The following is a 23508-nucleotide window of genomic DNA, read 5'->3' on the forward strand; positions in this document are numbered from 1 at the left end:
TATATTGTTATATTAATTCTTGCTGAAGTATTCTGCTACGCCAGTTCTGTTAGCGTTCATCGCTTCTTTACCTTCTTCCCAGTTTGCAGGACAAACTTCTCCATGCTTTTGAACGTGAGCATAAGCATCAATTAGACGAAGATATTCTTTCACGTTTCTTCCAAGAGGCATATCGTTTACAGATTCGTGGAAAACTTTTCCAGTCTCGTCAATCAAATAAGTTGCTCTGTAAGTTACGTTGGAACCTGTGTAAACCTCGTTTCCTTCTTCATCGTAATCCAAATCTTGGTCTACAATCCCAAGGATGTTTGCCAATTGTCTGTGCGTATCAGCAAGGATTGGATAAGTTACACCTTCGATTCCACCATTGTCTTTTGGCGTGTTCAACCAAGCGAAGTGAACCTCGTTTGTGTCACAAGAAGCACCAATTACGATTGTATTTCTTTTTTGAAATTCTGGTAAAGCTTCCTGAAACGCGTGCAATTCTGTAGGGCAAACAAAAGTGAAATCTTTTGGATACCAGAACAAAATAACTTTTTGCTGATTGTTTAAAGCTTCTTCAAAAACATTGATCTTAAGATCGTCACCCATTTCGCTCATTGCATCAATCGCAACATTTGGGAATAATTTACCTACTAATGACATAATATTTAAGTTTAAATTGTTGTTTAAAATTTGATAGTGCGAAATTACAAAGATTTTGTGAATGATAAATTTATTTTTGATTTATAAAATCTATTGAACTGAAAGCGTCAAAACTAACAGTGTTATTATATGTTTTCGATACCAAAAATTTTAATTTAGATAATAAATAAAGCATTCTGATTTACAATTCTCTATCAAATTTCAAACAGATAATTAACTTTTTGAATGAGCAAAATCAGATATCTATAATTTTTCAAATAAGAATAAAATTTAAATTGTTTTTTAATTTTTATATTTTCGCATTAGATAAAGCATTGCTAAAATTACCTTGCTTAAAATTGAAACTAATTTAAACCCATAATGCTTTTTAATTCAATTAATTTTGCAATTTTTTTACCTATTGTATTTATACTTTACTGGTTTTTCACTAAAAGAAATCTGAAAATTCAAAATAAATTATTGCTTATTTCCAGCTATTTCTTCTATGCTTGTTGGGATTGGCGTTTTCTGTTTCTTTTACTGTTTTCTACATTGCTAGATTATTTAACAGGACTTAAAATGCAGACTTCTGAAAATCAAAAACAGAAAAAAAGATGGTTTTGGTTGAGTGTTATTATAAATCTTGGTTTCCTTGGTATCTTTAAATATTATAACTTTTTCGCAGAATCTTTTGCTGACATTATGTCAAATTTGGGATGGACTGTAAGTCCCTTGATGATTAATATAATATTGCCAGTAGGAATTTCATTTTATACATTTCACGGACTTTCTTATATAATTGATATTTATAAAAATAGAATTAAGGCAGAAAAGAGTTTTATAAATTATGCAGTATTTGTAAGTTTTTTTCCGTTGTTGGTTGCAGGTCCAATTGAACGTGCTACACATCTACTTCCCCAAATAAAAAAACAAAGAAGTTTTGATTATTTCCAAGCCATAGATGGCTTACGGCAAATACTCTGGGGATTATTTAAAAAGATTGTTATTGCAGATAATTGTGCTATTTATGCTAATGAGATTTTCAACAATTATGCAGATATGAATGGAAGTTCCTTAATTTTAGGAGCTATATTTTTTACTTTTCAGATTTATGGAGATTTTTCCGGTTATTCGGATATTGCATTAGGAACAGCACGTTTATTTGGGATAGAACTATTACAGAATTTTGCTTTTCCATATTTTTCAAGAGATATTGCAGAATTCTGGAGACGTTGGCATATCTCACTATCATCTTGGTTCAAAGATTACATATATATTCCTTTGGGAGGAAGCAAAGGGGGAGATTGGATGCGAATTCGCAATACATTAATCATATTTATTATAAGTGGATTTTGGCACGGTGCCAATTGGACATTTATTGTTTGGGGCTTTTTGAACGCTTTATTTATTATGCCATCTATTATTATGAAAACCAACAGAAATAATATAAAAACTGTTGCTGAAGGAAGATTATTACCCACAATAAAAGAGTTTATTCAAATGATTTTAACATTTGGTTTAACAGTTTTTGCTTGGATATTTTTCCGTTCAGAAAATCTTGGACAGGCCGTCAACTATATCTTGGGAATTTTTTCGTTATCAGTTTTTGATATTCCAAAATTTGATGGAATTGAGAATTCAAAAACTATAATAGTTTTATTAATTATTTTTATAATAACTGAATGGCGGGGGAGAGAAAATAAATACGCTTTGGAAAGACTTAAAATTATAAAATCGAAAACATTGCGATGGATCATCTATATATTAGTTTTACTGTCAATTTATTTTTACGGTAATTTCGGTGAGACAGTGGAATTCATCTATTTTCAATTTTAAAAATATTTTACATGAAAAAGTTTATTCATAATATTTTTATTTTTTTGACAATCATTTTACTTTTTAATATAGGTTTATTTATTTTTGCAAATGACAACTATTATAAAGGTTATAAAGATTTTCCAAGCAAAAATTTTAAATCGTTTATAATGGCAGATTCCCATGGGATGCCTATTGAGAAAAATTCTGAATATTATAAGGTTTATAATTTTTCTGCCAATAGTGATTCCTATTTTGATATGAAGAGAAAAATCTCTTATCTTGTTGAAAACAATTATCAAGTTAAAACAATTTACCTAAGTGTTGATGATCATTCATTAAGTCCATATAGAGATCAGAATAATAATTCAGACAAGAGTATTATTTACACTTCTTCAATGAATTTGAATTACTTCAAAGAAAAATACTTAAAATATTATTTTCCAATTTTCCAATTAAAAATAAATCCTTTATTAAAAATTTATTTGGATACTAAGATTGAAAAAATTTTGAATCTAAAGGATGATACAGGGAGTAATTTTGTTTGGAATGAATTAAATGAAACTGAAAAAAACAAAAGAGCTAAAGAAAGAATAAATGGACAATTCCCTTCGAAAAATAAAAGTAAAGCATTAGAAAAAATACTTTTAGAAATTATTTTTCTATGTAAAACTAATAATATAGAGCTCATTGGGATAAAATTTCCACTTTCTAATTCATATCTAAAGCTACTACGTGATAAGAATTATGGTGCTGATAAACTCTTTTTGTCGAACGGGTTGAAAGTTATTGATTACAAATCAATTTACAAAAATCAAGAAAAATACTTTGGGGATCAGGATCATCTGAATACTGAAGGTGGCAAAGAATTTATAAAAACCTTATTAAAATAAAAAAAACACCACTTAAGAAAGTGATGTTTGATTTATTAAATGTTTTTGAGATAAGTCTAAAACTGCTCTACACAATCTTTGATTCTTCTCATTGCTTCTCTCAATTCTGCTTCTGAAGCTGCGTAAGAAAAACGGATACATTCCGGACTTCCGAAACTTACACCGCCAACGCAACCCACATGTGCATTTTCTAATAAAAACATAGCAAAATCATCTGCGTCTTTAATTTCAGTACCATTCAGATTCTTTCCGATGAAATAGGAAATGTCTGGGAAGAAGTAGAATGCACTTTTTGGAAGATTACATTTGAAGCCTTTGATATCTTTCATCAAATCAAAAACCAAGTCACGTCTTTTATGGAATTCCGAAATCATATATTGCAACTCCGACGGATCCATTTGTAAAGCTGTGATAGAAGCTCTTTGAGCCACAGTATTCGCGCCACTTGTCATTTGACCTTGAACTTTGTCACAAGCACTCGCCAACCACTCTGGACAAGCAGAATAACCGATTCTCCATCCTGTCATAGCAAAAGCTTTGCTCATTCCATTGATTACTGCAGTTTGCTCATAAACCTGAGGGAAACTTGCAATAGAAACGTGTTCACCTTCATAATTGATGAATTCGTAAATCTCATCAGAAATAATAGTCACGTGCGGATATTTTGCTACAACATTGGCAATGGCTTCCAATTCTTCTCTTGTATAGAAACTTCCCGAAGGATTACAAGGTGAACTGTAAAGCAAAGCTTTGGTTTTTGGTGTGATTGCTTTTTCTAATTGTTCAGCTGTAATTTTAAATTCTGTATCAATAGAAGTTTCAATGAACACAGAAGTTCCACCAACCAATTTTACCATCTCGTCATAACTTACCCAATAAGGAGCAGGAAGGATAACTTCATCACCATCATTCACAATAGCTGACAAAACATTGATTATAGATTGTTTTGCGCCATTTGCTACACAAATTTGAGAAGGCTTATAGTTAAGATTATTATCTCTTTTAAGTTTTGCGGAAATAGCTTGTCTTAATTCTAAAAATCCGGGAACAGGCGAGTAGTGGCTGTAATTTTCATTAATAGCATCAAAGGCTGCTTGTTTAATTTTTTGAGGAACATCAAAGTCTGGTTCTCCCAAAGTCAAACTTATTACATCAATTCCTGCCGCCTTCATATCGCGTGCTTTGTTGCTCATCACGAAAGTCTGAGAATAACTCAGTCTGTTCAGTCTATCCGAAATTTTACTCATGAAACTATTTTATAAATTAGATTTAGAGACAAATATAATTGATTTAAATCTATAAGCTGAATGGTTTGTTAAAAATTTGCGGCTTTAATTCATAATTTCTACCACTTTATAAGTTTCAGATTAGAATAATTTTTTAAAAAATAAAGCAAATATATAAATACGTAAAAAAATAAAATATTTTTTGAGAAAAAATAGATATAATTAATTATTTTTGCAATTATCTTTAAAAGATTGTTTGTCGTTTCGATTGAGACTAAAAACGGTTGATTAATACACACAAGACACTGATGAATTTTAATTTTACAAGGTATTTCTTAGGCTTTTTTATACTATTCTCTATATTTTTCTCTGCTAAAGACCTCAACCTCAATTCCATTGAGGAAGAAATCATTAAGAATAATAGAGAAGGAAAACATCAAATTTCGCAAAAGAAACTTTCTGATATTTTATTATCCGGAGACCTGACAAAGGAAGAGGAGGCAAACATCCTGTTTCTTATGGCTACAACCTATCGAAGTGTTAACGATTATATGATGTGCATAGACTATCTTAACAAATCGAGTGTAATTGCCGAACAATTGCCGGAAGATAATCTTTTACGCATGAAGCTTGATTACGAGTACGCGTTTGTGTATTTTGATAATAATCAATATGATAAGTCTGAGGAAGTGATGAAGAGAATTGCAGCTAAAAAATACCTCAATTCTTACCCTGAAGATAATTCTTACATCCTAATGCAGGAAGGTTATCTGTTCCTGATCAAAAAACAATATAACGAAGCGGAAAAAAAATATTATGAGGCTCTGAAAATTATGCAGGCAGCCAACTCTTGCAATCTTCCAATTGTCTATGCAAAACTGATGAATCTGTACAGCAAGAAAAAAAACATTGCTAAAGCAGAAGAAATTTATGATGTAAGCATGCAAACTTCGGATAGCTGTAATATCTTGAAATACAAAATCTTCACTGCTTCCGAAATGGAAAAGATCTATAAAGAAAATAATCTTTTTGGAAAAGCGTACCTGATTGGCTCGGAACTTGATTCACTCCGCAGACTGGAGAATCAGGAAGTCAAGATTTCTGAAATGCATATTGTTGATAAAGCTTATACAGAAAAAGAGCAATTAATAAAAGAGCAATCTGATATCTGGAAAAGAACCATTATTTTGAGTATTATCATCTTAATTGCTGTTCTGGCTGTGATCTATTTTTATAAAAAGAATAGAAAGATCAAAAGAGACAAATTGTTGATGAGATATGAGTTGGAACAGATGAAACAGGAACTTGATTCTTATTCTCAAAATTCAGAAAACCTACAGGACTCAAAAAGATATTTTTTCTTAAGTTCGGATGAGTTAACAGATCGTCAAAAAGAACTTTTAATCCATCTTGCGGATGGCTTATCAAATAAAGAAATCGCAGAAAAATTATTTATAAGTGAAAATACTGTAAAGTATCATACTAAAAATATTTACACCATTTTGGATATCAAAGATCGCAAGGATTTCTTCCAGAAGTTAAGAAATAATTAATTTTCCATCTACTACATTACCCCTACATCTAGGTAAAAACACCTACTACATTGCCCATACAAAGACTATCCCAAGGGATAGTTTTTGCTTTATTCATAAGGGTTTAGCGCTAAAAAATTTAGATTCTGTATTATTATCAATAATATTGCAACCAGTTTAGTAAACACACAAATGAGGATTGTACATAACTATGGAAGAAGTTATCCTTTTTAGCATGAGATTTAACTAAAATCAGCTAAAATTCGACTTGAAAATTTCTTACCATATGTTAATATTTATTTTGAATCTGTAATTTAATTTTGCACGCTCTAAAAACCACTTAAGAACGATGAAAAAACACTACACTTTATTCTTTGTACTATTCTTTGCGAATTTCTTTTTCGCACAAACGGAACTAGTAAGATGGACCAAAAATGATCTTACGCCAACAACAGGAAGCAATGTTATTGCACAAAACATAACAACTGCTGGTGGGGTATCCGTAGCTCCAACTTCTTGGAGTGACACATTTTTCTTGATATCAGGATTACCATCTTCCAGTACAATTGATACTAGTAAATATATTCAATTTACTATAAATCCTAGCAATAATTATAAAATTAATTTAGGAAATTTAAATCTGACATTCAGAAATCAAGGTGGAACATCAAAATTTGAGATTAGATATTCTACGAATTCAGATTTTTCTAATCCACAAACTCTGTTGTCAAGAACAGTAAATGGTGCTAGCTGGCAGACTATCTCACAGAGTTTTAATAATCTTTTGTTGGCTTCTGGGAAAACACTTTACGTACGTTTTTATATTTACGATACTTATAATAATTTCCATTTATCTTATACTCCAAACGGAGGAACAGGAACCGGACCTAATTTTACAGGAACTGTTTCTGTAGATACTCCAACGGTTCCAACAGCTAATAACGACAGCTATACTGCTTATAAAAATAATGAAGCGGTACTGGATATTTTAAGTAATGATGTTTCTACTACAACTATTAATGGAATTACAATAACGCAACAGCCAGCACACGGAACAATAACTGTGAATGGAACTACCAATGTAACTTATAAACCAACAACAGGTTATACAGGAACAGATACTTTCAAATATAAAATCAGCAATACTACTGGTTTATCCAATGAAGCTACTGTTAGTATTACAGTTGCCAACAACGTTGATACAGCTTTAACCAGATGGAATAATTCTAATTATACACCAAGCGTTTATAATTCGCAGGTTGTAGTTGGTAATATGACTTCTACGGTGACTCAGTCATATGTTCAAAATATCAGTCTGAATGGATACAATGCTTTTCAAACCAATGGTTGGCCAGACAAAAACGTTGAAACTATTGATAAATCAAAGTATATTCAATTTACGATCAGTCCGAAAAATGGATATAAGCTGAATCTTTCTGAGTTTAACTTCCTTTGTTTAACACAAGGTGGAGACGCAAAAATCAAAATCGATTATTCTCTTAACAGCAGCTTTACAACAGCATTCAATGTATTACCGGAAACTACTGTTACAAATACTTTAAAAGAAATATCTTTAAAAAATTTCTCAAAACCAATTGCAACAGACGGACAGGTTTTATATCTGAGAGTTTACGTTTATAATACTTGGAATGCTTTCCAAATTCTGTTGAAAAACGGAGACAATGTTGGTCCTGCATTTATCGGAAATGTGGAATTCAGTTCAACTGCTCCTATTGCTTATGACGATTCTGTAACTAACATCGTTAACAATGATATCGATATCAACGTATTAATTAATGATGATTATAGTAACAAAATCAGTAAATTAACATATACACAGCCATCTCACGGTACAACATCGCTTAATGCAGATAGAAGTATCAATTATATCCCATCAAAAGATTATGTTGGAGCTGATTCTTTCTCATATTATATTACCAATGAGTATGGTGTTTCAAACACAGCAACAGTAAGTATTAATAACAATGTAAATACAACTTCTCCGCTTGTACGTTGGGATCAGAATAACTTTACAGCTACTGCTTTTCAGTCGTTCATCAATTCTACAACAATGACGACAACTGGCGGAATGACAGTGGCAGTCGGTGGAGAAACTAATCCAAAGGCTTATTATCTGGAAAGTAATGGTAATTCTACAACTATCAATACAAATAGATATGCACAGTTTATTTTGGATAATGTGAGTCCAAATAAAACAATTGAACCAAAAACATTCAGCTATGTTGCTAAAGGTACAAATGGTGCTACTTATGAATTGAGATATTCTAAAAATGCGGATTTTTCTGATTATTCAGTGCTTAAAACTGGCACAGTTACAAGCGCATATACTTTGAATACTTCTAATTTTGCTGATGGATTGAAAGTTGGACCTAACGAGAAACTGTATATCAGATTATATTTCTATAATACAAGTTATATGCAGTATGTTTTCCAATATCTTCCTGGTGGTTCAGGTCCTGAGATTGGAGGTATATACTACAATTATATATTTGCATCTAACGATACAATCTGGCAAAATGCCTCCAACCCGCATTGGAGTAACGGTGTACCAACAGCAACCAAAAATGCTGTTATTGATACCAATTACGATACAACAGTTTACGGAAACTTTGAAAGTCAAAATTTAACAATCAACGCTGGAGGAACATTGACGGTTAAAACAGGAGGATTTATCACGGTTAATGGTCAGATTGCAAATAATAATACTGCAACTAACTCATTTACTGTAGAGCACGATGCTAATCTTTTACAAGTAGGTAATGCTTCAAATACAGGAAATGTAACTGTTAAAAAATCAGCGATTATTCCAAAAATGGGATATAATTATTGGTCAACACCTGTAATAGGTCAGAATCTTTACCAGTTTTCAGATGGTTACAACCAAGCTTCAACAACAGGAACTGGAACACCTTGGAACAGATTTTATGTCTATAATGAAGCTAATGACTATTTCGTAACAACTATTGCTAACGATATTACACTGAATTCTTCATCTGTATTTCAGCCAGCAAGAGGATATGCGATTAGAGGAAAAAATAGTTTCCCGGAAACTGTAACGGTAACTTCTCCAACTTCTAAATTCGAATTTGTAGGAACACCTCAAAACGGAGATGTAGCAACTTATAATTTGAAATATACCAATGCACAACACGGTTACAATATGGTTGGAAATCCTTATCCTTCTAATATTAGTTTTGATGAGTTCTTTGCAGAAAACAGCTCTAAGATTTATGGTATTGGATATTTCTGGACCAATAATGATGGTCAGATATTATCTCAGCAAAGTAGTAATTATAATGGTAACAATTATGCGATTGCTACAGTAGTTGGAGGAACATCCGCAACATATTACGGATCGAATAACGGAAAACCAAATGGTAATATTTCTGTAGGTCAAGGATTTATCATTCAGGCAAAGCCAGCTGGTAAAAACCAACCGTTGGTATTCAAAAACTCGATGAGAAATTCTGATATTGCCAATTACTACAATAAAACCACTGTTCAGAAAAATAGATTTTGGTTAGAGTTCAAATCGCCAACAGATATTAACAACGAGATTTTAATTGGATATATCAATAATGCAACCAATGGTTTTGACAGCGATTATGATGCAGATCTTTTAGCAATCGGAAATGATTCTTTCTGGAGTGTATTAGACAGCCACAAGTTAGCAATCCAGGCAAAAGATTCTAACTTCAGTACAGAAGATGTTGCAAAAATAGGTTTCAAAGCCTCTGTATCTGGAAATTATACGATTGCATTAACAGACAGAGATGGGATTTTCAATTCAAATCAAGCAGTTTATTTGAAAGACAAATATCTGAATAAAGTCATCAACATTACAGATAACGGATACGTTTTCAATACCAATGCTGGACAATATGAAGATAGATTTGAAGTGGTCTACAAATCTTTGGAAACATTAGGAACAGATAATACAGCTAAAAAAGGAATCATCATTTCAAAAGATACTCAGAATTTCATCGTGAAGTCGGATGATAATATAGAAGAAGTAAGTCTTTACGATTCTGTTGGAAGATTATTATATAACACAAAAAATGCAAAGAAAGAAGTTTTAATTAATAAGACAAACCTTGCAGAAGGGATGTACATTATAAAAGTGAATTCTAGAAATACAACGATGACCAAAAAAGTTTTAAAATAAACACTTAAAACTTTGAAATTTAAAGAACCATCAGATTAATTTTGATGGTTTTTTATTTATAATTAATATTAACAAATCTTTTCATAATTTCGCCTTATGTCTTTAGAATTAATTTTACAATATTTCCCCAATATTACCAGCGAACAAAAAAATCAATTTGCAGAACTAGAAGTTTTGTACAAAGATTGGAATGAGAAAATCAACGTCATTTCCAGAAAAGACACAGATAGTCTTTATGAGAAACATATTCTACATTCTTTAGGAATTGCAAAAGTGATGGAGTTTGCAGATGGAACCAAAGTTCTGGATATCGGAACTGGTGGTGGATTTCCAGGAATTCCATTGGCAATTTTGTTCCCGAATGTTCAATTCACTTTAGTAGATAGCATCGGAAAAAAAATTACCGTGGTAAAAGGGGTGGCGGAAAGTCTTGGTCTGAAAAATGTTACAGCTCATCATATGAGAGCAGAGCAGCTGAAAGAGAAATTCCATTTCGTAGTCAGCAGAGCAGTGACTCAAATGCCAGTTTTCCTGACTTGGTTGAGAGGAAAATTTGAAAAAGACCAATTCAATCCAAAACACAACGGAGTTCTCTATTTAAAAGGTGGCGAATTGGCAGAAGAATTGGCAGGATTGAAATGCGAAATTTTCAATTTGAAAAATTATTTCGATGGCGAGTTTTTTGATACAAAAAAAGTAGTTTATCTCTCAAAAGGCAATTTCAATAACTAAAATAAGAAACGATTATGAAGAAAGTCATTATTTTATCAGTTTTAACAGCGTTTTCAGCATTGGTAGTTTCCTGCAAGGACAATGACGATTATAGCCAGATTGAAGAAGTTTTCCCAACCAAGATAGACAGTGTGAAAATCCCGATGGATACGATGTCGTTAGGTGTTACACAGGAGATTCTCGCATATTCTACGTTCAAAAAAACGTGTGAAGGCATTTACAGTTACGATTACAATTACACCAACGATTCTGTCCGCACAATCGCCAATTTTGCTTATAAAACCAATGAGATTTGTGGCGACGGAACCTATGTAGATGGCAGCCGAATCAACTTCAAACCTGTAAAAACAGGAATTTACACGTTCAAGTTCTGGACAGGAAAAGATACCACCGGAACCAACACGTTTCTTGAGAAAAAAGTGGTTGTAGAGTAATTTTTTCAGGAGCTTAATCCCGCTTTCCACTATATCTTTTTTGTCATTGCGAACGAAGTGAAGCAGTCTGTTGAATCATTCAGCCATCGCAATAACAAAAAAGGATGCCGTTGCAATCGGGGCTAAGGCATTTGTCACCCAAATAAAGTTTTGAAATCAAAAAGAAATTAACAACAAATCTTATCATTCTTTGATGAGCGAAGCGTCTTTGTGAACCTTAAAATATTTTCAATAATTTCAAAAAAAACTTTGCGGACTTTACGTTAAAATCCAACGTATTCATCAAAAAAATAATTAAATTGAGCCTTTAAGTTTTTAAAGGCTTTTTTATGCAGTTTCTTCAGAAGATCATTTCAGAATTATTAGAAAATCATCAGGACATTTCCGAGTTGGACATTGTTCTGCCTGGAAAAAGACCAATGGTTTTTATCAAAAGAATCCTGAAACAAAAACAATACGAAGGACTTTTACCTAATTTCGTTACAATAGACGAACTTATCGCAGAACTTTCAGAAAATGCAGAAATCAAAGGCATTGCACTTTGGTTATTTGCATTCCGTATTTATAATAAAATTGATTCTTCAGAAGATTTTTCAGGTTTTCTGAAATGGTTTCCGACTTTGCAGAAAGATTGGGATGATATGATGAAATTTTCAGACGACGACCAAAAAATCCTGCTCTGGATGCTGGACGAAGAACGAATCAAAAACTGGGGCGAAAATCTTGGAGACGACGATAATCCAAGAAAAAGAAACCTTAATTTCTGGCGAAAAATGAATGAATTTTTGCCACTCCTGAAATCAGAATTAAAGAAAGAAAATCTGGCCACTTCCGGAATGTTGTATCAAGATGCTTTTTCCGGAATTGAAAACTTTGCCAAACAAACCAATCGTCAATTTGTGTTCTGTGGATTTAATGCGTTGTCAAGAGTGGAGGAGCAATTGGTAAGACAGCTTTTGCAGTGGAACAAAGCCGAAACTTATTTCCAAGCCGACCAATATTACATTGACGACGAAAGACAAGAATCTGGAAAATTCCTGAGAGAGACTTTAAAATGGAAAGAATTCAATGACAGTCGAGATTTTAAATGGATTGAAAATCAATTCAATCAACCAAAAAATATCAAAACCTACGAAGTTTCTGGAAACATCGTTCAGGCAAAATTCCTTCCCGAAATCTTAAAAAAAATACCGAAAAATGAATTGTCGGAAACAGCTTTGGTTTTGCTGGATGAAAATCTTTTGCCAGCAGTTTTAGACAGTTTAAACGTTGTTGAAAGCGTAAATATCACAATGGGATTTCCATTGAAGAATTTGTCTTTCAGTAATGCTATTAAAAAACTGTTTTATCTTCAGAAACAGCAGGAGAAAAAGTCATCGAGTTATTATTACGCCGATGTTTTGCCAATATTGGAAGAGCTTCCGAACGACGAAAAAGATTCAGAAGTTATTAGAGATTTTATTGCATCAATAGAGGAAAGAAACATTGTTTATATTTCTAAATCTTTGTTGAAAGAATTACTTGGAAAACTCAGTTATTTCCAGCTTCTGCAAAAACCGGAAAATTCTCAACAATTTTTAGATTTATTGATTAAATTCTGTTATGAGCTGAAATTCAAAGAACTGGACGATATTCAGTATGAGAATATTGCATTGTTTGAGAATGTTTTCAAAATCATCAAAAATCAATTGTTACCTTATCAAATTGATGTCAAAATAGAAACACTTGAAGTTCTTATTAATCAATTGGTCAATTCAGAAAGTATTGATTTTGTGGGAGAACCGTTGGCGGGATTCCAGATTATGGGACTTTTGGAAACACGTCTTCTGAACTTTAAAAATATCATTCTATTATCTGTCAACGAAGGAAAATTGCCATTAGGAAACACTCAAAACACTTACATTCCGTTTGATGTTCGCAAGAATTTTGGACTGAATACTTTCTTGGAAAATGACAGTATTTATGCCTATCACTTTTACCGCTTGATTCAGAATTCGGAGAATGTTCATTTGCTTTACAATGCGCTGAGTTCTGGGGTTAATACAGGCGAAAAGAGCCGTTTTATCACACAATTAGAAATGGAAAGTCCTCATAATATCGAACATATCATCATCGAAAATACTTCTGAACCAATTTCTCAGGAATTAATGAAAATCGATAAGAATGATGAAGTAATGCGACTTTTAAACGAATGGAAAAATCGTGTTTCTCCTTCGCATCTCGTAACTTATCTTTATAATCCGATTGATTTCTATCTTAATAATCTCCTCAAAACCAGAGAAACCAACGAAATTGAAGAAGAGCTTTCACAAAGAAATTATGGAAATTTGGTTCATTATGCGTTGCAATTTTTACATGAACCAATTAAAGGTAAATTGTTGTCAATTAATGATTTGGAAAGTTTACTTCAACAGACAGATTTAGCGATTGATTTTGCAATTGACAAATTGAAACATCAGCAGGAATTCTATGAACGTGGAATGAATTACATCCATAAAGAAATTGCTAAAAGGGTAGTACGTAATATTGTGGAGTATGATTTGGAGTTAGTGAAAAATGGTTCGTCTTTGGAGATTTTGGATTTGGAAAAAGAAATCAACTGTGATTTTTTCCTCGATGAAAATAAAAGCGACAAAATCAGTTTTTATGGTTTTATTGATAGAATAGACAAGTTGGACGGAGTTACGAGAGTAATTGATTACAAAACAGCGAAACCAAAAAATCTAACAATTAATCTTGGAAAAAATAAAGATGAAAAACTTCCAGAATTATTTTTCCGAGACGATTATAAGCAGGCTTTACAGCTTTCAATTTATAAATATTGTATCAAAAATGTTTTGAACATCAGTCCAAATCATATTGAAACGGCAATCTGGTCTTTTGCAGAAGTTAATAATGGTCCACAAAAACTGAATTTTATTGATATTGAAGATAATGAAGTGGAAGATTCTGTCAGGAACTTAATTTTTGAAATTCTGAATCCTGAGGTTTCTTTTGAGGAGAAAGAAAAAGTGAGTTGGTAGTTAAATAATTTCTCACAGATTCTATTGATTTAGCAGATAAAATGAATCTGCTAAATTTAGAATAAAATTAATTAAGGCTGGCTTTTCAGTTTCAAATCAGTTAATTTCTCTCTAACCTTTTTCATAAAACCAGCACCTGGATCTTCTTTCCCAGTAAAATATCTAGGATCCGTTTCTTTCCAAAGTTTAGAATTCCTAAAAACACCATATTCCGAATGCCCGATGAGATATTCAATAGGATATTTTTTTGCTAAATATCTTACTAATTCTGCGTTCGCTTCCACTTGTTTGTCGGTCAAAGGTTGAGCTTTGCTTCCAATATTTTCAACACCGATTGCACAGTAATTAAGTCCAATTGTATGCCTTGCAAATAGTTCCGGGTCAACCAATTGATAAACTGTTCCGTCTCTATCAACCAGAAAATGGGCAGAAACATTTAGAGAACTTTGTTTCTTAAGCGTAGCTCTTTGACTTTCCAAATATAAATTGTTGAAATATCTGAAATTGGACTCAATAGTTCCACCAGCTGTGTAATGCAGAACAATGATTTTCGGTGTGATATTTGGAGTTTTCTGGATTAGATTGTGATGTTCTTTCATATAATCCAAACTCAGTTTGATTCTTTCCTTGGAATAATCAATTGGTTTTTGAATGATTTTAAGATTTTGAGCTTGGAATTGGAAAGAGAAATTCAGAAATAATATTAGGATAAATTTTTTCATAATTTTATTCAAATGCAGCTCTAAGTTGTTGAGTATTCATAAATTTTGGATTATCATCTTTAGAATCTAATATATAAATGCATTCATTATCCATACCCCAAAGAAAATATTTTTTTGCGAAAACTTCATCAACTTTTAATTCTTTATCGAAATGAACCCAAAGCATTGGAAAAGTCATCTTATTTTCTTGTTTTTCAGTATAAGTAAAGGTTTTCCCTCTGTTCTCATACCTATTTGTAATTTTCAAAGGTTTTCCTAAAATAGTAACAACATCTTCTACTTTCATACCTATTTTTATTAATTCGATATTATCAGTATTTATAAGGCTTCTCCTATTTGAACTTTTATTAGAAAAGCAAAGTAAAAATAGAAAGATTACTAATAAAGAACCTATTATAATTAGAAATATTTTCCTCATCGAAAATCAATTTTACAATTTTTAAAAATTACTTTGAATACTGATAATGTCCTGTAATCGTCCAATCAAAAAGACAATCCTGTAAAACCTGCCCAGCGCCGATGTTGTGAGAAATTAAATAACGCTTGCCATCTGCTGATTTTTTATTGACAATAATGCCGATATGTGTCAGATTTTTAGGCAAATCCCAGGTTACAATATCGCCCGGAACATAATCTTTTGCATCATTTGTAATAGGCTTTACTTTCCCAAATCTCGAAAAGAAAACCATCAGATTCGGAACACGTCTGTGATCGATATTGGTATCAGGTCTTTTCAATCCCCATTTATTTGGATATTTGGAGAAATTTTTGGACATGTCTTCGTGAACTTCCTTCTGCAAGTCAATTCCCAAAGATCTGTAAGCCCGGATGACAACATCTGTACAAACACCTTTTCCTTCCGGAACATCGCCATTCGGATATTTTATATTAAAATAAGTAGGATCATAAACGACTTTGTCTTTAGTTAGATTAATAGCTGCGTTGGAGAGTTTCGTTTGAAAATTTTGTCCAAAAATAGTGATGGAAACGAAGAATAGAATGACGAAGTATTTTTTCATATTAAGTTTTTTTAAATCACAAATACAAAGAATAAATCTTTTGTGACTTTTGTGGTTTATATCTGAACGAAAAAACCTGCTAAAATATTCCGCAGGTTTTTGTTAAAAATATATAAGATTGATTTGGTCTTATCCAAAGGCATTGATGCCCGTAATATCCATTCCGGTAATTAATAAATGGATGTCGTGCGTTCCTTCATAAGTGATCACAGATTCCAGATTGGCTGCGTGACGCATCATCGGGAATTCTCCCATTATGCCCATTCCGCCAAGCATTTGCCGGGATTCTCTGGCAATGTCAATCGCCATTTTTACATTGTTTCTTTTCGCCATAGAGATTTGTGCAGGTGAAGCCTTGTGTGCATTTTTTAACATTCCGAGTTGAAGGCAAAGCAATTGCGACTTTGTAATTTCGGTCAGGAATTCTGCTAATTTCTTTTGCTGAAGCTGGAAGGAAGCAATCGGCTTTCCGAATTGTTTTCTCTCTTTAGTATATTGAACAGCCGTACAATAACAGTCGATTGCTGCACCGATGACGCCCCAGGAAATCCCATATCTGGCAGAATTTAGGCAAGACAAAGGGCCTTTCAAACCTTCGATATTTGGTAGTAAATTTTCTTTCGGAACTTTCACATTATTGAAAACCAATTCTCCGGTTTTGGATGCTCTCAAGCTCCATTTGTTATGCGTGGTTGGTGTTGTGAAGCCTTCCATTCCGCGTTCCAGGATCATTCCTCGTACTTTTCCATCTTCGCCTTTTGCCCAAACTACAGCGATATCAGCAACAGGAGAATTTGTAATCCACATTTTCGCTCCATTCAGAAGATAATGGTCGCCTTGGTCTGTGAATTTGGATTCCATAGAAGAAGGGTCGGAACCGTGGTTAGGCTCTGTCAATCCAAAACAGCCGATCATATCGCCTGATGCTAATTTTGGAAGATATTTTCTTTTTTGCTCCTCGGAACCATATTCGAAAATAGGGAACATCACTAATGAAGATTGAACAGAAGCTGCAGAACGAACCGCCGAATCACCTCTTTCCAATTCCTGCATTATCAAGCCGTAAGAAATCTGATCCAAGCCAGGACCGCCATATTCCTCAGGAATGTATGGGCCAAGCGCACCGATATTTCCCAATTCCTTCATCAATCCGGGGATATCCGTATGATTTTGTGCTGCTTCATCTATCTGTGGCATTACGAAACTTTCTACCCAGTTTCTTACAGAATCACGGATAAGCTTGTGTTCTTCGGTCAAAAGAGCGTCTATGGAATAATAATCTGGTATGCTTGTTAACGGGTAATATGACATTGTTTTTGTTTTGCTTAAAAATAGAGCTTTTCTCGAATTACCAAAAAATTTTGTTAACAAATAATTCATTTTCTGATTAAATGCATTTTTACAATTGAAAATTTCAGCGGAAAGCTCTGCAATGCTTATCAATACTCATCATTTTATAATTATGAAATTCTGAGAGGGGGTGGTTCGGAAGGGGGTACCCCTGGTTCCGAACCACCCTTTACCTGGTTTTTAAATGGTTGCAACTGGTTCGGAACCGCCTGTAACCAGTTGTGTAAGTGGCTAGAGCCCCTTAACCAACCACATTTGGGTGGTCAGGAACCGCCCGTGACCACTTGCATAACCGTCTGCAACCAGTTAGTGAAGTGGTTATAGGTGGTTCAGAACCGGTTGTGACCACTTGAAAAACCACCTTTAGCCACTTCGGAACTGGGTGAGGGTGGTTTTTGTTGATGGTGTTGGAATTAATGTTATTTTTATCACTGAATATCTCGCTTACAAATCTCAGAAAAAATTTAATTTTAAATAGCTTAATATTAAGATGAAAAAAATATTTAAATTATTACTACTTCTAAGTTTTCAAATAGTATTTGCACAAAATGATTATTTTGAAAAAGGAAATAGTTTACTACAAAATGGGAAATATGAAGAAGCTCAAAAAATATTTGAAAATGGGCTTAAAGAAAATCCAAAAGATTTGATGTACAAAAATCAAATTGCTTTAGCATTAATTAATCAAGGAAAAAATAATGATGCGGAAGAAACTATTAAGGAAGTTTTGAAAGTTGATAGCTTGAATGTTGCAGCTCTTTGGTACGGAGGAATTAATAATTTTATGGCAAAGGAAGGCGATTTTAAAAAAGCAATAATATATTTTGAAAAAGCATATCCTTTAATTAATAAAAACTCTGGTCAATTTTTTGGAGTTAATTTTTATATTGGCAAAAGCTATCGAAATCTATTATACTCCGAGGGTCTTAGCTTTGAAGAAACAGATAGAATGCTGGAGACATTAGAAAAATATACTGAATTACAACCCGACGCAGAAGATTATCAAGACACTATAAAATTCGTTAATTATATTAAAGAAAAAAGACCACCTAAAAATGTTAAAAAATGGGTGATTGCTAATAGTGAAAAGAAAGCCGAAGAAATAATTAAAAATGAGCTTAAATAAAATTTAGCGAATTGTAATATACGAGCGAAAGATTCGCACCAACAATAGAAAAATAAAGCTCCAAAATCAATTGGAGCTTTCATTTTATTTCTTTTTCAAATCTTTAACAATCTGCTTCTCGGCATTCTCAGCTTTTTTTTCCTGAGCGCGTTTGTCTTTTCGTTGTTGTGCTCTGGATTTTTTCTCAGCACGTTTTTCTTCTCGGATGACTTTGTTGGATTTGGTATTATACAACGCTTCTACGATGCCTTGTCCGGTTTTGCTGAAGATTTTGATTTTCGGTTTTTCGTGCGTTCCGGTTACTACAACAGGGAAACCAATCCATCCGCCAGGTGGCAAGCCAACCCGGATTCGGAAATCCAGTAGGCCGTTGAAACTTGTAGTTCCGCTGATAGAAGGTCTCAAAACTGACACTTTGAAAGTGAATGGCTCAACGTGAATCAGATTGTTATTGATGGTGGTATTGATGTCAACGCCTTTCATATCAGGATTGTTAAACGCTTCTGAACCAATATCATTTCCAACGGCGGAAAGCATTTTTAGGTTTTTGACTTCGACATCTTTTAGATTGACGTTTCCGCCACCTTCAAGCGATGGATAAATTGGTTTCATATTCGCATCGAAATCCCCTTTCAATTTGTAATCCAAAGAAACAATTCCTTTCACATCTTTCGCTGCAGTCGCCATTTCACGCACCATATCGATTTCCTTGTAAGCTCTCTGAACATCGAAGTTATCAACCTTCAAAGCGACATCATAATTGGCGGTAATTGGCGATTCGTTCTGGTATCTTGCATCGATTCCCATTCGGCTTCCGACAATGTCAAAAGTTGTATTTTTAAGATAAACTTCACCTTTGTTGACAGAAGCCAATCCAACAAGATTATTCAGTCCAAGACCTTTGAATTCGACTTTTTTCGCATTTGCTTCCAATGAAACATCAAGGTTTGTAGGAACAATCACGACGCCGCTGCTTTTCGGATTTTCTTCTTTCGCATATTCTACAGCGAGCGATTTGTCTTTGTTGTCTCCATCTTTCAGCGCCATAAATTCATCAATCAAAATATAATTTGACTTCAAATGGAATTTCCCGTGCAATGTTCCTTTTCTCTCGATGAAATAATTAATAGTATTTAAAAGATAACCATTCAAAGCAAAATCGGACTTACCATAGTTGGCGAAAAATTTTCTGAACCACATTTTTTCATTTTCAAATTCGAAGTTTCCTTCTTTGATGAAGAATGATTTCGGAAGATATTCGGTTGTTGCTTTGATATTTTTCAGGATTAAATTTCCTTTGTTATCAAGCTTGCTGTATTGTCCGGTGGTTGCGTAACTTTGACGGCCATTCAAAGATAAATCGGCCATTATCAAACCGCTGACATCAAATCCTTCTTTCTTGAAAACCTGATAGATTCGGCCAATGTTCAAAACACCTTTTGCTCTGACTTTGTACAACAAATCTTCAAAATTTTGAAGGTCGGCGTTCACAAAAACCGGATTTCCTTCAAAGTCAAATTTGAATGGGTCAAGTTTCACACCCAGACTTTTGAAAGTCCCATCTGTATTATAAATATTCGCTAAAATATTTATGTTCTGAATGGCATTTGGATAATATTTGGTTTTCAGCCAGCCATTTTTCAGATTCAGATAACCTTTCGTTTTTGGGAATAATTTTTTATCCAAATTGAAAATTCCGTTCGATTGAATATCCGTATTCATAAGGCCTTTCAGTTCAATATCTTTCAATCCCAATGCTGAATCCAAAGTGGCCAAATCAATTCCGCCTTTGATGTTGGCATTAATTTTCATTTCGTCCATTCCCTGAGTTCTCACAACGGCTCGGAACTTATTATTTTTTCCTAAGTCAAAACTCAGATTCCTCAAATCGAGTAGGAGTTTGTTGGTGTCCAGCGAAGGTAAATCCACATTCAAATCGAGATTCAGATTGTTCATCGGAACCGGCGCATTGCTGTTAGAAACAAAACCGTTACCAACTTTCAGACTGGCTTTCAAATCTGGTTTCTGGTTTTTCGGCTCGCTGAATCTTCCTTTTAAACTGAAAAATAAATCACTATTTCCCTCAATTTTTGTGTCCTTAACCCAACTCAAATATTGCGGTGGCAAAATGGACAACATATCTTTAATCGTCGTTTTTTCCGAAGCTGCATTGATGTTCAAATTATATCCATCTTTCAAAATACTGACGAAACCGGTAAATTTCAAAGGCAGCTCATTGATTCTCAACTCATTTTTTCTTAAAACGAAAGTCAAGGCATTGGTGTTGATTCTTGTAATCAAATCGGCGTGTAAAGTTTTCTGTTGTGCATACCAGATTCGGTTCAGAGCAAAATCAACTTTATCAATATCCAAATCGGTTTCGAGGTCGAAAATATCTTCACTCAATCCACCTTTTCCTGTGTAATTAAGACCTTTTGCATTAACCAAAACGTTTGCTGCGTGGTCATTATATTTAATATTCCAGTTTTTTAATTTGATTAAATCTAATTTTATCGATGCGCCGGCTTCCGTTGTATCTTTAGGTTTTTCAGAAGGTTTTGAAACGTAAACATTGTAATTTGCCTGACCTTTGGAATTGACGAAAACATTGGCTGTTGCGTCATTCACGTAGATTTCGTCAATCTTGATTTCCTGGTCAAAAATTAAATTTTTAAGATTGATTCCGACTGATAATTCTTTAGCAGCAAGAAGCGTGTCTTGTTCAAAAGGTTTGGAACCTTTCAACAAAATATCATCCACGGAAACCGTTAATGATGGGAAATGGCGAAAAAACGTAAGGTGTGTTTTTTTATAATCCAACTCGCCGGCAAGATGCTTGTTAGCGAAAATTTTAACCTGTTTTTCAATTGTTCCAGGAAAAAGAATCGGAATAATGAACATTAAGAATAAGATAGAAGCAATTGTAATTCCCAGCCATTTTAATATTTTCAGCAAAATTGTTGTTATATTTCCCGCAGTCATAAACTTAGATTTTTATGATTAGTTCAAAGACTGTGCTAAAAATTAATTCAAAAAAAAACCTTCCTCGGTTTGAGAAAGGTTTCAAGTCTTTATTTATGAACATTTACAAGTATTTTTCGATAATTGGAATCGCAATTTCAGCCATCATTCCGTAACCTTTTTCGTTGGGATGAACGCCGTCTTTGGAAAGCAGAATCTCTTTGTCTTGTAAGAAAGCTGAATGAAAATCAATATAATTTAATGAATTTTCAGTTGCAATGTTTTTAAGAATTTGGTTGTATATCACAACATCTTCATTGGTTCTAATCTTTCCCGTTGGAGAAACTTTTGAATCAATGTTTTCCGAAATAGGAAGAATGCTTATCAGATATATGTCTTTGGAATAAAGCCTTGCATCCTGAATTGCGATTTCAATATTTACCTTAAACTGTGATTGATTTACCATTTGATTTCCATCTTTTACAGCCAAATCATTCGCACCGTAACTTATAAAAACGATATTTCCGTCAGCTGAATTTCTGGCTTTCATTTCGTGCGGAATTCTATTGAGCAAACCTTCTGTTGTTTCGCCACCAATTCCGAGATTGAAAAGGATTAATTCATTACTTCCTTCATTATATTTTTGCAAAGCATATCGTTTCAGAATATCTACCCAGCCTCCAAAAACGCCATCGTATTCTCCGTAAGTAATGCTGTCTCCGAAGAATAATCCATAAATCATCTTGTTCATTGTTTTGTTTTAAATCATTCCAAAATTAGTTTAATATTTTGGTGTGATTCTATAATCTCAATCAAAATTTCGAATAAAGTTTGTCCGTTTCCATCAATCAAATCACCCAGTTTTTGTTGGATTAATTTGACATTAAATGGTTTTCCTTGCCTGATTTTATTTTCATAAAATTCCTTCGTCAAATCAAATCCCAAATCTTCCCTCGATTTTTGAGAATCTTTCCAAGTAATATCGGAATCAACGCCGTAAAGAATGTCATCAAAACCATCCAAAGTCCCCACTTTCCAATCTTCATCTTTCATAAAAAGTTCAGAAACTTCTTCATAGAAACCTTCCAAATCTGAAAAATGACCGCCATTGATGACAGTCATTTTTTTATTATTGATTTCGTTTTTCATTTAATTATTTCCTTAGATAGATATTTCCATATTTGGATTCAAGACTGTATTGAGGTCCGTTCCCCAACGTTGTAGTCACTAAGGTATGAAAATCATCCGAATCTTTTCCTGCAAATTTGGTTTCTAAATTAGAATAGATTTGTCCATAATAGGTTTCAGCAGAAAGTTTCCCCGTGTTTTTCTCCAAAATCGTAGCATCGATTCCTCCATAAGTTGCATTCACACTGATTTCTCCACCGAAGTTTTTAACTTCTACCAATCCATATTTTGCTTCTATTTGAGTTTTAAGAGATTTCGGAACTTTGATTTCCAATTCAATATTGATATCAACGCCATTGGACATCGTGTTGAAAGTGACACCGTTGGTTTTGCAATATTGCTGATAATCTTCTTTGGTTTTAAATGTCAATTTTTCATTTCCCTTATGAACCGTGATTCTGTGAGGAATATTGTCTATTCCGGAAACATTTCCTTCGATAACAAGAGAATTGCCTTCTTTTGATTCTTTGATTTGAAAAGCGTCATTATTGTCATTGTCATTGATGTTGACCGTTCCCGAAATCTGAACTTCGTCTTTGTCCCAAGTGCTGACTTTAATCAATTGAGGATAGTCAAACTTCAAAGATATATTCTGATTTTTAGTCGCAGGAAAGCTCTTATTAATCTGTGTTTGTGCTGTAATCACTCCGAATATGAAAGTCATTACAAAAATTATC

At 33.3% G+C, this 23508-nt stretch carries 18 protein-coding genes; 8 read left to right on the forward strand and 10 right to left on the reverse strand.

Annotated features, from left to right (window positions below):
• Positions 1 to 12: 12 nt before the first annotated feature.
• Positions 13 to 645: a peroxiredoxin gene (locus tag BUR19_RS06020; protein ID WP_074233972.1), complete on the reverse strand. Its 633-nt coding sequence runs from the start codon at positions 643 to 645 to the stop codon at positions 13 to 15.
• A 360-nt stretch (positions 646 to 1005) separates the two neighbouring features.
• On the opposite strand from BUR19_RS06020, the gene BUR19_RS06025 reads away from it, so the two are divergent.
• Together BUR19_RS06025 and BUR19_RS06030 are read left to right on the forward strand one after the other, a co-directional pair.
• On the forward strand, positions 1006 to 2460 hold the full coding sequence (locus BUR19_RS06025; RefSeq protein WP_074233973.1) for an MBOAT family O-acyltransferase: 1455 nt from the start codon (positions 1006 to 1008) through the stop codon (positions 2458 to 2460).
• Positions 2461 to 2471: 11 nt separating this feature from the next.
• Complete coding sequence (locus BUR19_RS06030) at positions 2472 to 3332, forward strand: hypothetical protein (RefSeq protein WP_074233974.1); 861 nt, start codon at positions 2472 to 2474, stop codon at positions 3330 to 3332.
• A gap of 56 nt (positions 3333 to 3388) precedes the next feature.
• Here BUR19_RS06030 and BUR19_RS06035 read toward each other — a convergent pair whose 3' ends face one another.
• On the reverse strand, positions 3389 to 4579 hold the full coding sequence (locus tag BUR19_RS06035) for a pyridoxal phosphate-dependent aminotransferase (RefSeq protein ID WP_074233975.1): 1191 nt from the start codon (positions 4577 to 4579) through the stop codon (positions 3389 to 3391).
• Between the two features lie 287 nt (positions 4580 to 4866).
• Here BUR19_RS06035 and BUR19_RS06040 point away from each other — a divergent pair, with 287 nt between their 5' ends.
• The 5 genes from BUR19_RS06040 (at position 4867) to BUR19_RS06060 (ending at position 14465) form a co-directional block, all read left to right on the forward strand.
• The gene (locus BUR19_RS06040; protein ID WP_139297273.1) at positions 4867 to 6111 is read left to right on the forward strand and encodes a LuxR C-terminal-related transcriptional regulator; all 1245 of its coding nucleotides are present in this window, start codon (positions 4867 to 4869) and stop codon (positions 6109 to 6111) included.
• A 328-nt stretch (positions 6112 to 6439) separates the two neighbouring features.
• The gene (locus BUR19_RS06045; protein ID WP_074233977.1) at positions 6440 to 10276 is read left to right on the forward strand and encodes an Ig-like domain-containing protein; all 3837 of its coding nucleotides are present in this window, start codon (positions 6440 to 6442) and stop codon (positions 10274 to 10276) included.
• Between the two features lie 96 nt (positions 10277 to 10372).
• Positions 10373 to 11008: a 16S rRNA (guanine(527)-N(7))-methyltransferase RsmG gene (rsmG, locus tag BUR19_RS06050; protein ID WP_074233978.1), complete on the forward strand. Its 636-nt coding sequence runs from the start codon at positions 10373 to 10375 to the stop codon at positions 11006 to 11008.
• A gap of 14 nt (positions 11009 to 11022) precedes the next feature.
• Positions 11023 to 11442, forward strand: coding sequence for a hypothetical protein (locus BUR19_RS06055; protein WP_074233979.1), 420 nt, complete (start codon positions 11023 to 11025; stop codon positions 11440 to 11442).
• Between the two features lie 329 nt (positions 11443 to 11771).
• The gene (locus BUR19_RS06060) at positions 11772 to 14465 is read left to right on the forward strand and encodes a PD-(D/E)XK nuclease family protein (protein ID WP_074233980.1); all 2694 of its coding nucleotides are present in this window, start codon (positions 11772 to 11774) and stop codon (positions 14463 to 14465) included.
• A gap of 71 nt (positions 14466 to 14536) precedes the next feature.
• Here BUR19_RS06060 and BUR19_RS06065 read toward each other — a convergent pair whose 3' ends face one another.
• The 4 genes from BUR19_RS06065 to BUR19_RS06080 form a co-directional block, all read right to left on the reverse strand.
• Positions 14537 to 15187, reverse strand: a complete 651-nt coding sequence (locus tag BUR19_RS06065) for an N-acetylmuramoyl-L-alanine amidase (RefSeq protein ID WP_074233981.1) — start codon at positions 15185 to 15187, stop codon at positions 14537 to 14539.
• Between the two features lie 4 nt (positions 15188 to 15191).
• Positions 15192 to 15473, reverse strand: coding sequence for a hypothetical protein (locus BUR19_RS06070; protein WP_139297274.1), 282 nt, complete (start codon positions 15471 to 15473; stop codon positions 15192 to 15194).
• Between the two features lie 160 nt (positions 15474 to 15633).
• A complete protein-coding gene (locus BUR19_RS06075) occupies positions 15634 to 16206 on the reverse strand; it encodes a DUF1287 domain-containing protein (protein ID WP_074233983.1) in 573 nt (190 codons plus the stop codon).
• Between the two features lie 129 nt (positions 16207 to 16335).
• Complete coding sequence (locus BUR19_RS06080) at positions 16336 to 17517, reverse strand: acyl-CoA dehydrogenase family protein (protein ID WP_074235572.1); 1182 nt, start codon at positions 17515 to 17517, stop codon at positions 16336 to 16338.
• Positions 17518 to 18046: 529 nt separating this feature from the next.
• On the opposite strand from BUR19_RS06080, the gene BUR19_RS06085 reads away from it, so the two are divergent.
• Complete coding sequence (locus tag BUR19_RS06085) at positions 18047 to 18682, forward strand: tetratricopeptide repeat protein (RefSeq protein ID WP_074233984.1); 636 nt, start codon at positions 18047 to 18049, stop codon at positions 18680 to 18682.
• An 84-nt stretch (positions 18683 to 18766) separates the two neighbouring features.
• Here the strand turns inward: BUR19_RS06085 and BUR19_RS06090 are convergent, their stop codons facing one another.
• The 4 genes from BUR19_RS06090 to BUR19_RS06105 form a co-directional block, all read right to left on the reverse strand.
• Complete coding sequence (locus BUR19_RS06090) at positions 18767 to 21664, reverse strand: AsmA-like C-terminal region-containing protein (protein ID WP_074233985.1); 2898 nt, start codon at positions 21662 to 21664, stop codon at positions 18767 to 18769.
• Between the two features lie 103 nt (positions 21665 to 21767).
• Complete coding sequence (locus BUR19_RS06095; protein ID WP_083600651.1) at positions 21768 to 22394, reverse strand: SGNH/GDSL hydrolase family protein; 627 nt, start codon at positions 22392 to 22394, stop codon at positions 21768 to 21770.
• 14 nt (positions 22395 to 22408) lie between these two features.
• Positions 22409 to 22792: a ribonuclease inhibitor gene (locus BUR19_RS06100; RefSeq protein WP_074233986.1), complete on the reverse strand. Its 384-nt coding sequence runs from the start codon at positions 22790 to 22792 to the stop codon at positions 22409 to 22411.
• Positions 22793 to 22796: 4 nt separating this feature from the next.
• Positions 22797 to 23495 (reverse strand): hypothetical protein, encoded by a 699-nt coding sequence (locus BUR19_RS06105; protein WP_074233987.1) that lies wholly within the window; start codon positions 23493 to 23495, stop codon positions 22797 to 22799.
• Positions 23496 to 23508: the final 13 nt, after the last annotated feature.

The sequence above is a fragment of the Epilithonimonas zeae genome, assembly GCF_900141765.1.
Taxonomy (GTDB): domain Bacteria; phylum Bacteroidota; class Bacteroidia; order Flavobacteriales; family Weeksellaceae; genus Epilithonimonas; species Epilithonimonas zeae.

Bases quoted from the DNA above. Each gene is read 5' to 3' on its own strand.
- BUR19_RS06020 (WP_074233972.1), bottom strand. From the start codon at position 645: ATGTCATTAGTAGGTAAATTATTCCCAAATGTTGCGATTGATGCAATG.
- BUR19_RS06025 (WP_074233973.1), top strand. From the start codon at position 1,006: ATGCTTTTTAATTCAATTAATTTTGCAATTTTTTTACCTATTGTATTT.
- BUR19_RS06030 (WP_074233974.1), top strand. From the start codon at position 2,472: ATGAAAAAGTTTATTCATAATATTTTTATTTTTTTGACAATCATTTTA.
- BUR19_RS06035 (WP_074233975.1), bottom strand. From the start codon at position 4,579: ATGAGTAAAATTTCGGATAGACTGAACAGACTGAGTTATTCTCAGACT.
- BUR19_RS06040 (WP_139297273.1), top strand. From the start codon at position 4,867: ATGAATTTTAATTTTACAAGGTATTTCTTAGGCTTTTTTATACTATTC.
- BUR19_RS06045 (WP_074233977.1), top strand. From the start codon at position 6,440: ATGAAAAAACACTACACTTTATTCTTTGTACTATTCTTTGCGAATTTC.
- rsmG (WP_074233978.1), top strand. From the start codon at position 10,373: ATGTCTTTAGAATTAATTTTACAATATTTCCCCAATATTACCAGCGAA.
- BUR19_RS06055 (WP_074233979.1), top strand. From the start codon at position 11,023: ATGAAGAAAGTCATTATTTTATCAGTTTTAACAGCGTTTTCAGCATTG.
- BUR19_RS06060 (WP_074233980.1), top strand. From the start codon at position 11,772: ATGCAGTTTCTTCAGAAGATCATTTCAGAATTATTAGAAAATCATCAG.
- BUR19_RS06065 (WP_074233981.1), bottom strand. From the start codon at position 15,187: ATGAAAAAATTTATCCTAATATTATTTCTGAATTTCTCTTTCCAATTC.
- BUR19_RS06070 (WP_139297274.1), bottom strand. From the start codon at position 15,473: ATGAAAGTAGAAGATGTTGTTACTATTTTAGGAAAACCTTTGAAAATT.
- BUR19_RS06075 (WP_074233983.1), bottom strand. From the start codon at position 16,206: ATGAAAAAATACTTCGTCATTCTATTCTTCGTTTCCATCACTATTTTT.
- BUR19_RS06080 (WP_074235572.1), bottom strand. From the start codon at position 17,517: ATGTCATATTACCCGTTAACAAGCATACCAGATTATTATTCCATAGAC.
- BUR19_RS06085 (WP_074233984.1), top strand. From the start codon at position 18,047: ATGAAAAAAATATTTAAATTATTACTACTTCTAAGTTTTCAAATAGTA.
- BUR19_RS06090 (WP_074233985.1), bottom strand. From the start codon at position 21,664: ATGACTGCGGGAAATATAACAACAATTTTGCTGAAAATATTAAAATGG.
- BUR19_RS06095 (WP_083600651.1), bottom strand. From the start codon at position 22,394: ATGAACAAGATGATTTATGGATTATTCTTCGGAGACAGCATTACTTAC.
- BUR19_RS06100 (WP_074233986.1), bottom strand. From the start codon at position 22,792: ATGAAAAACGAAATCAATAATAAAAAAATGACTGTCATCAATGGCGGT.
- BUR19_RS06105 (WP_074233987.1), bottom strand. From the start codon at position 23,495: ATGACTTTCATATTCGGAGTGATTACAGCACAAACACAGATTAATAAG.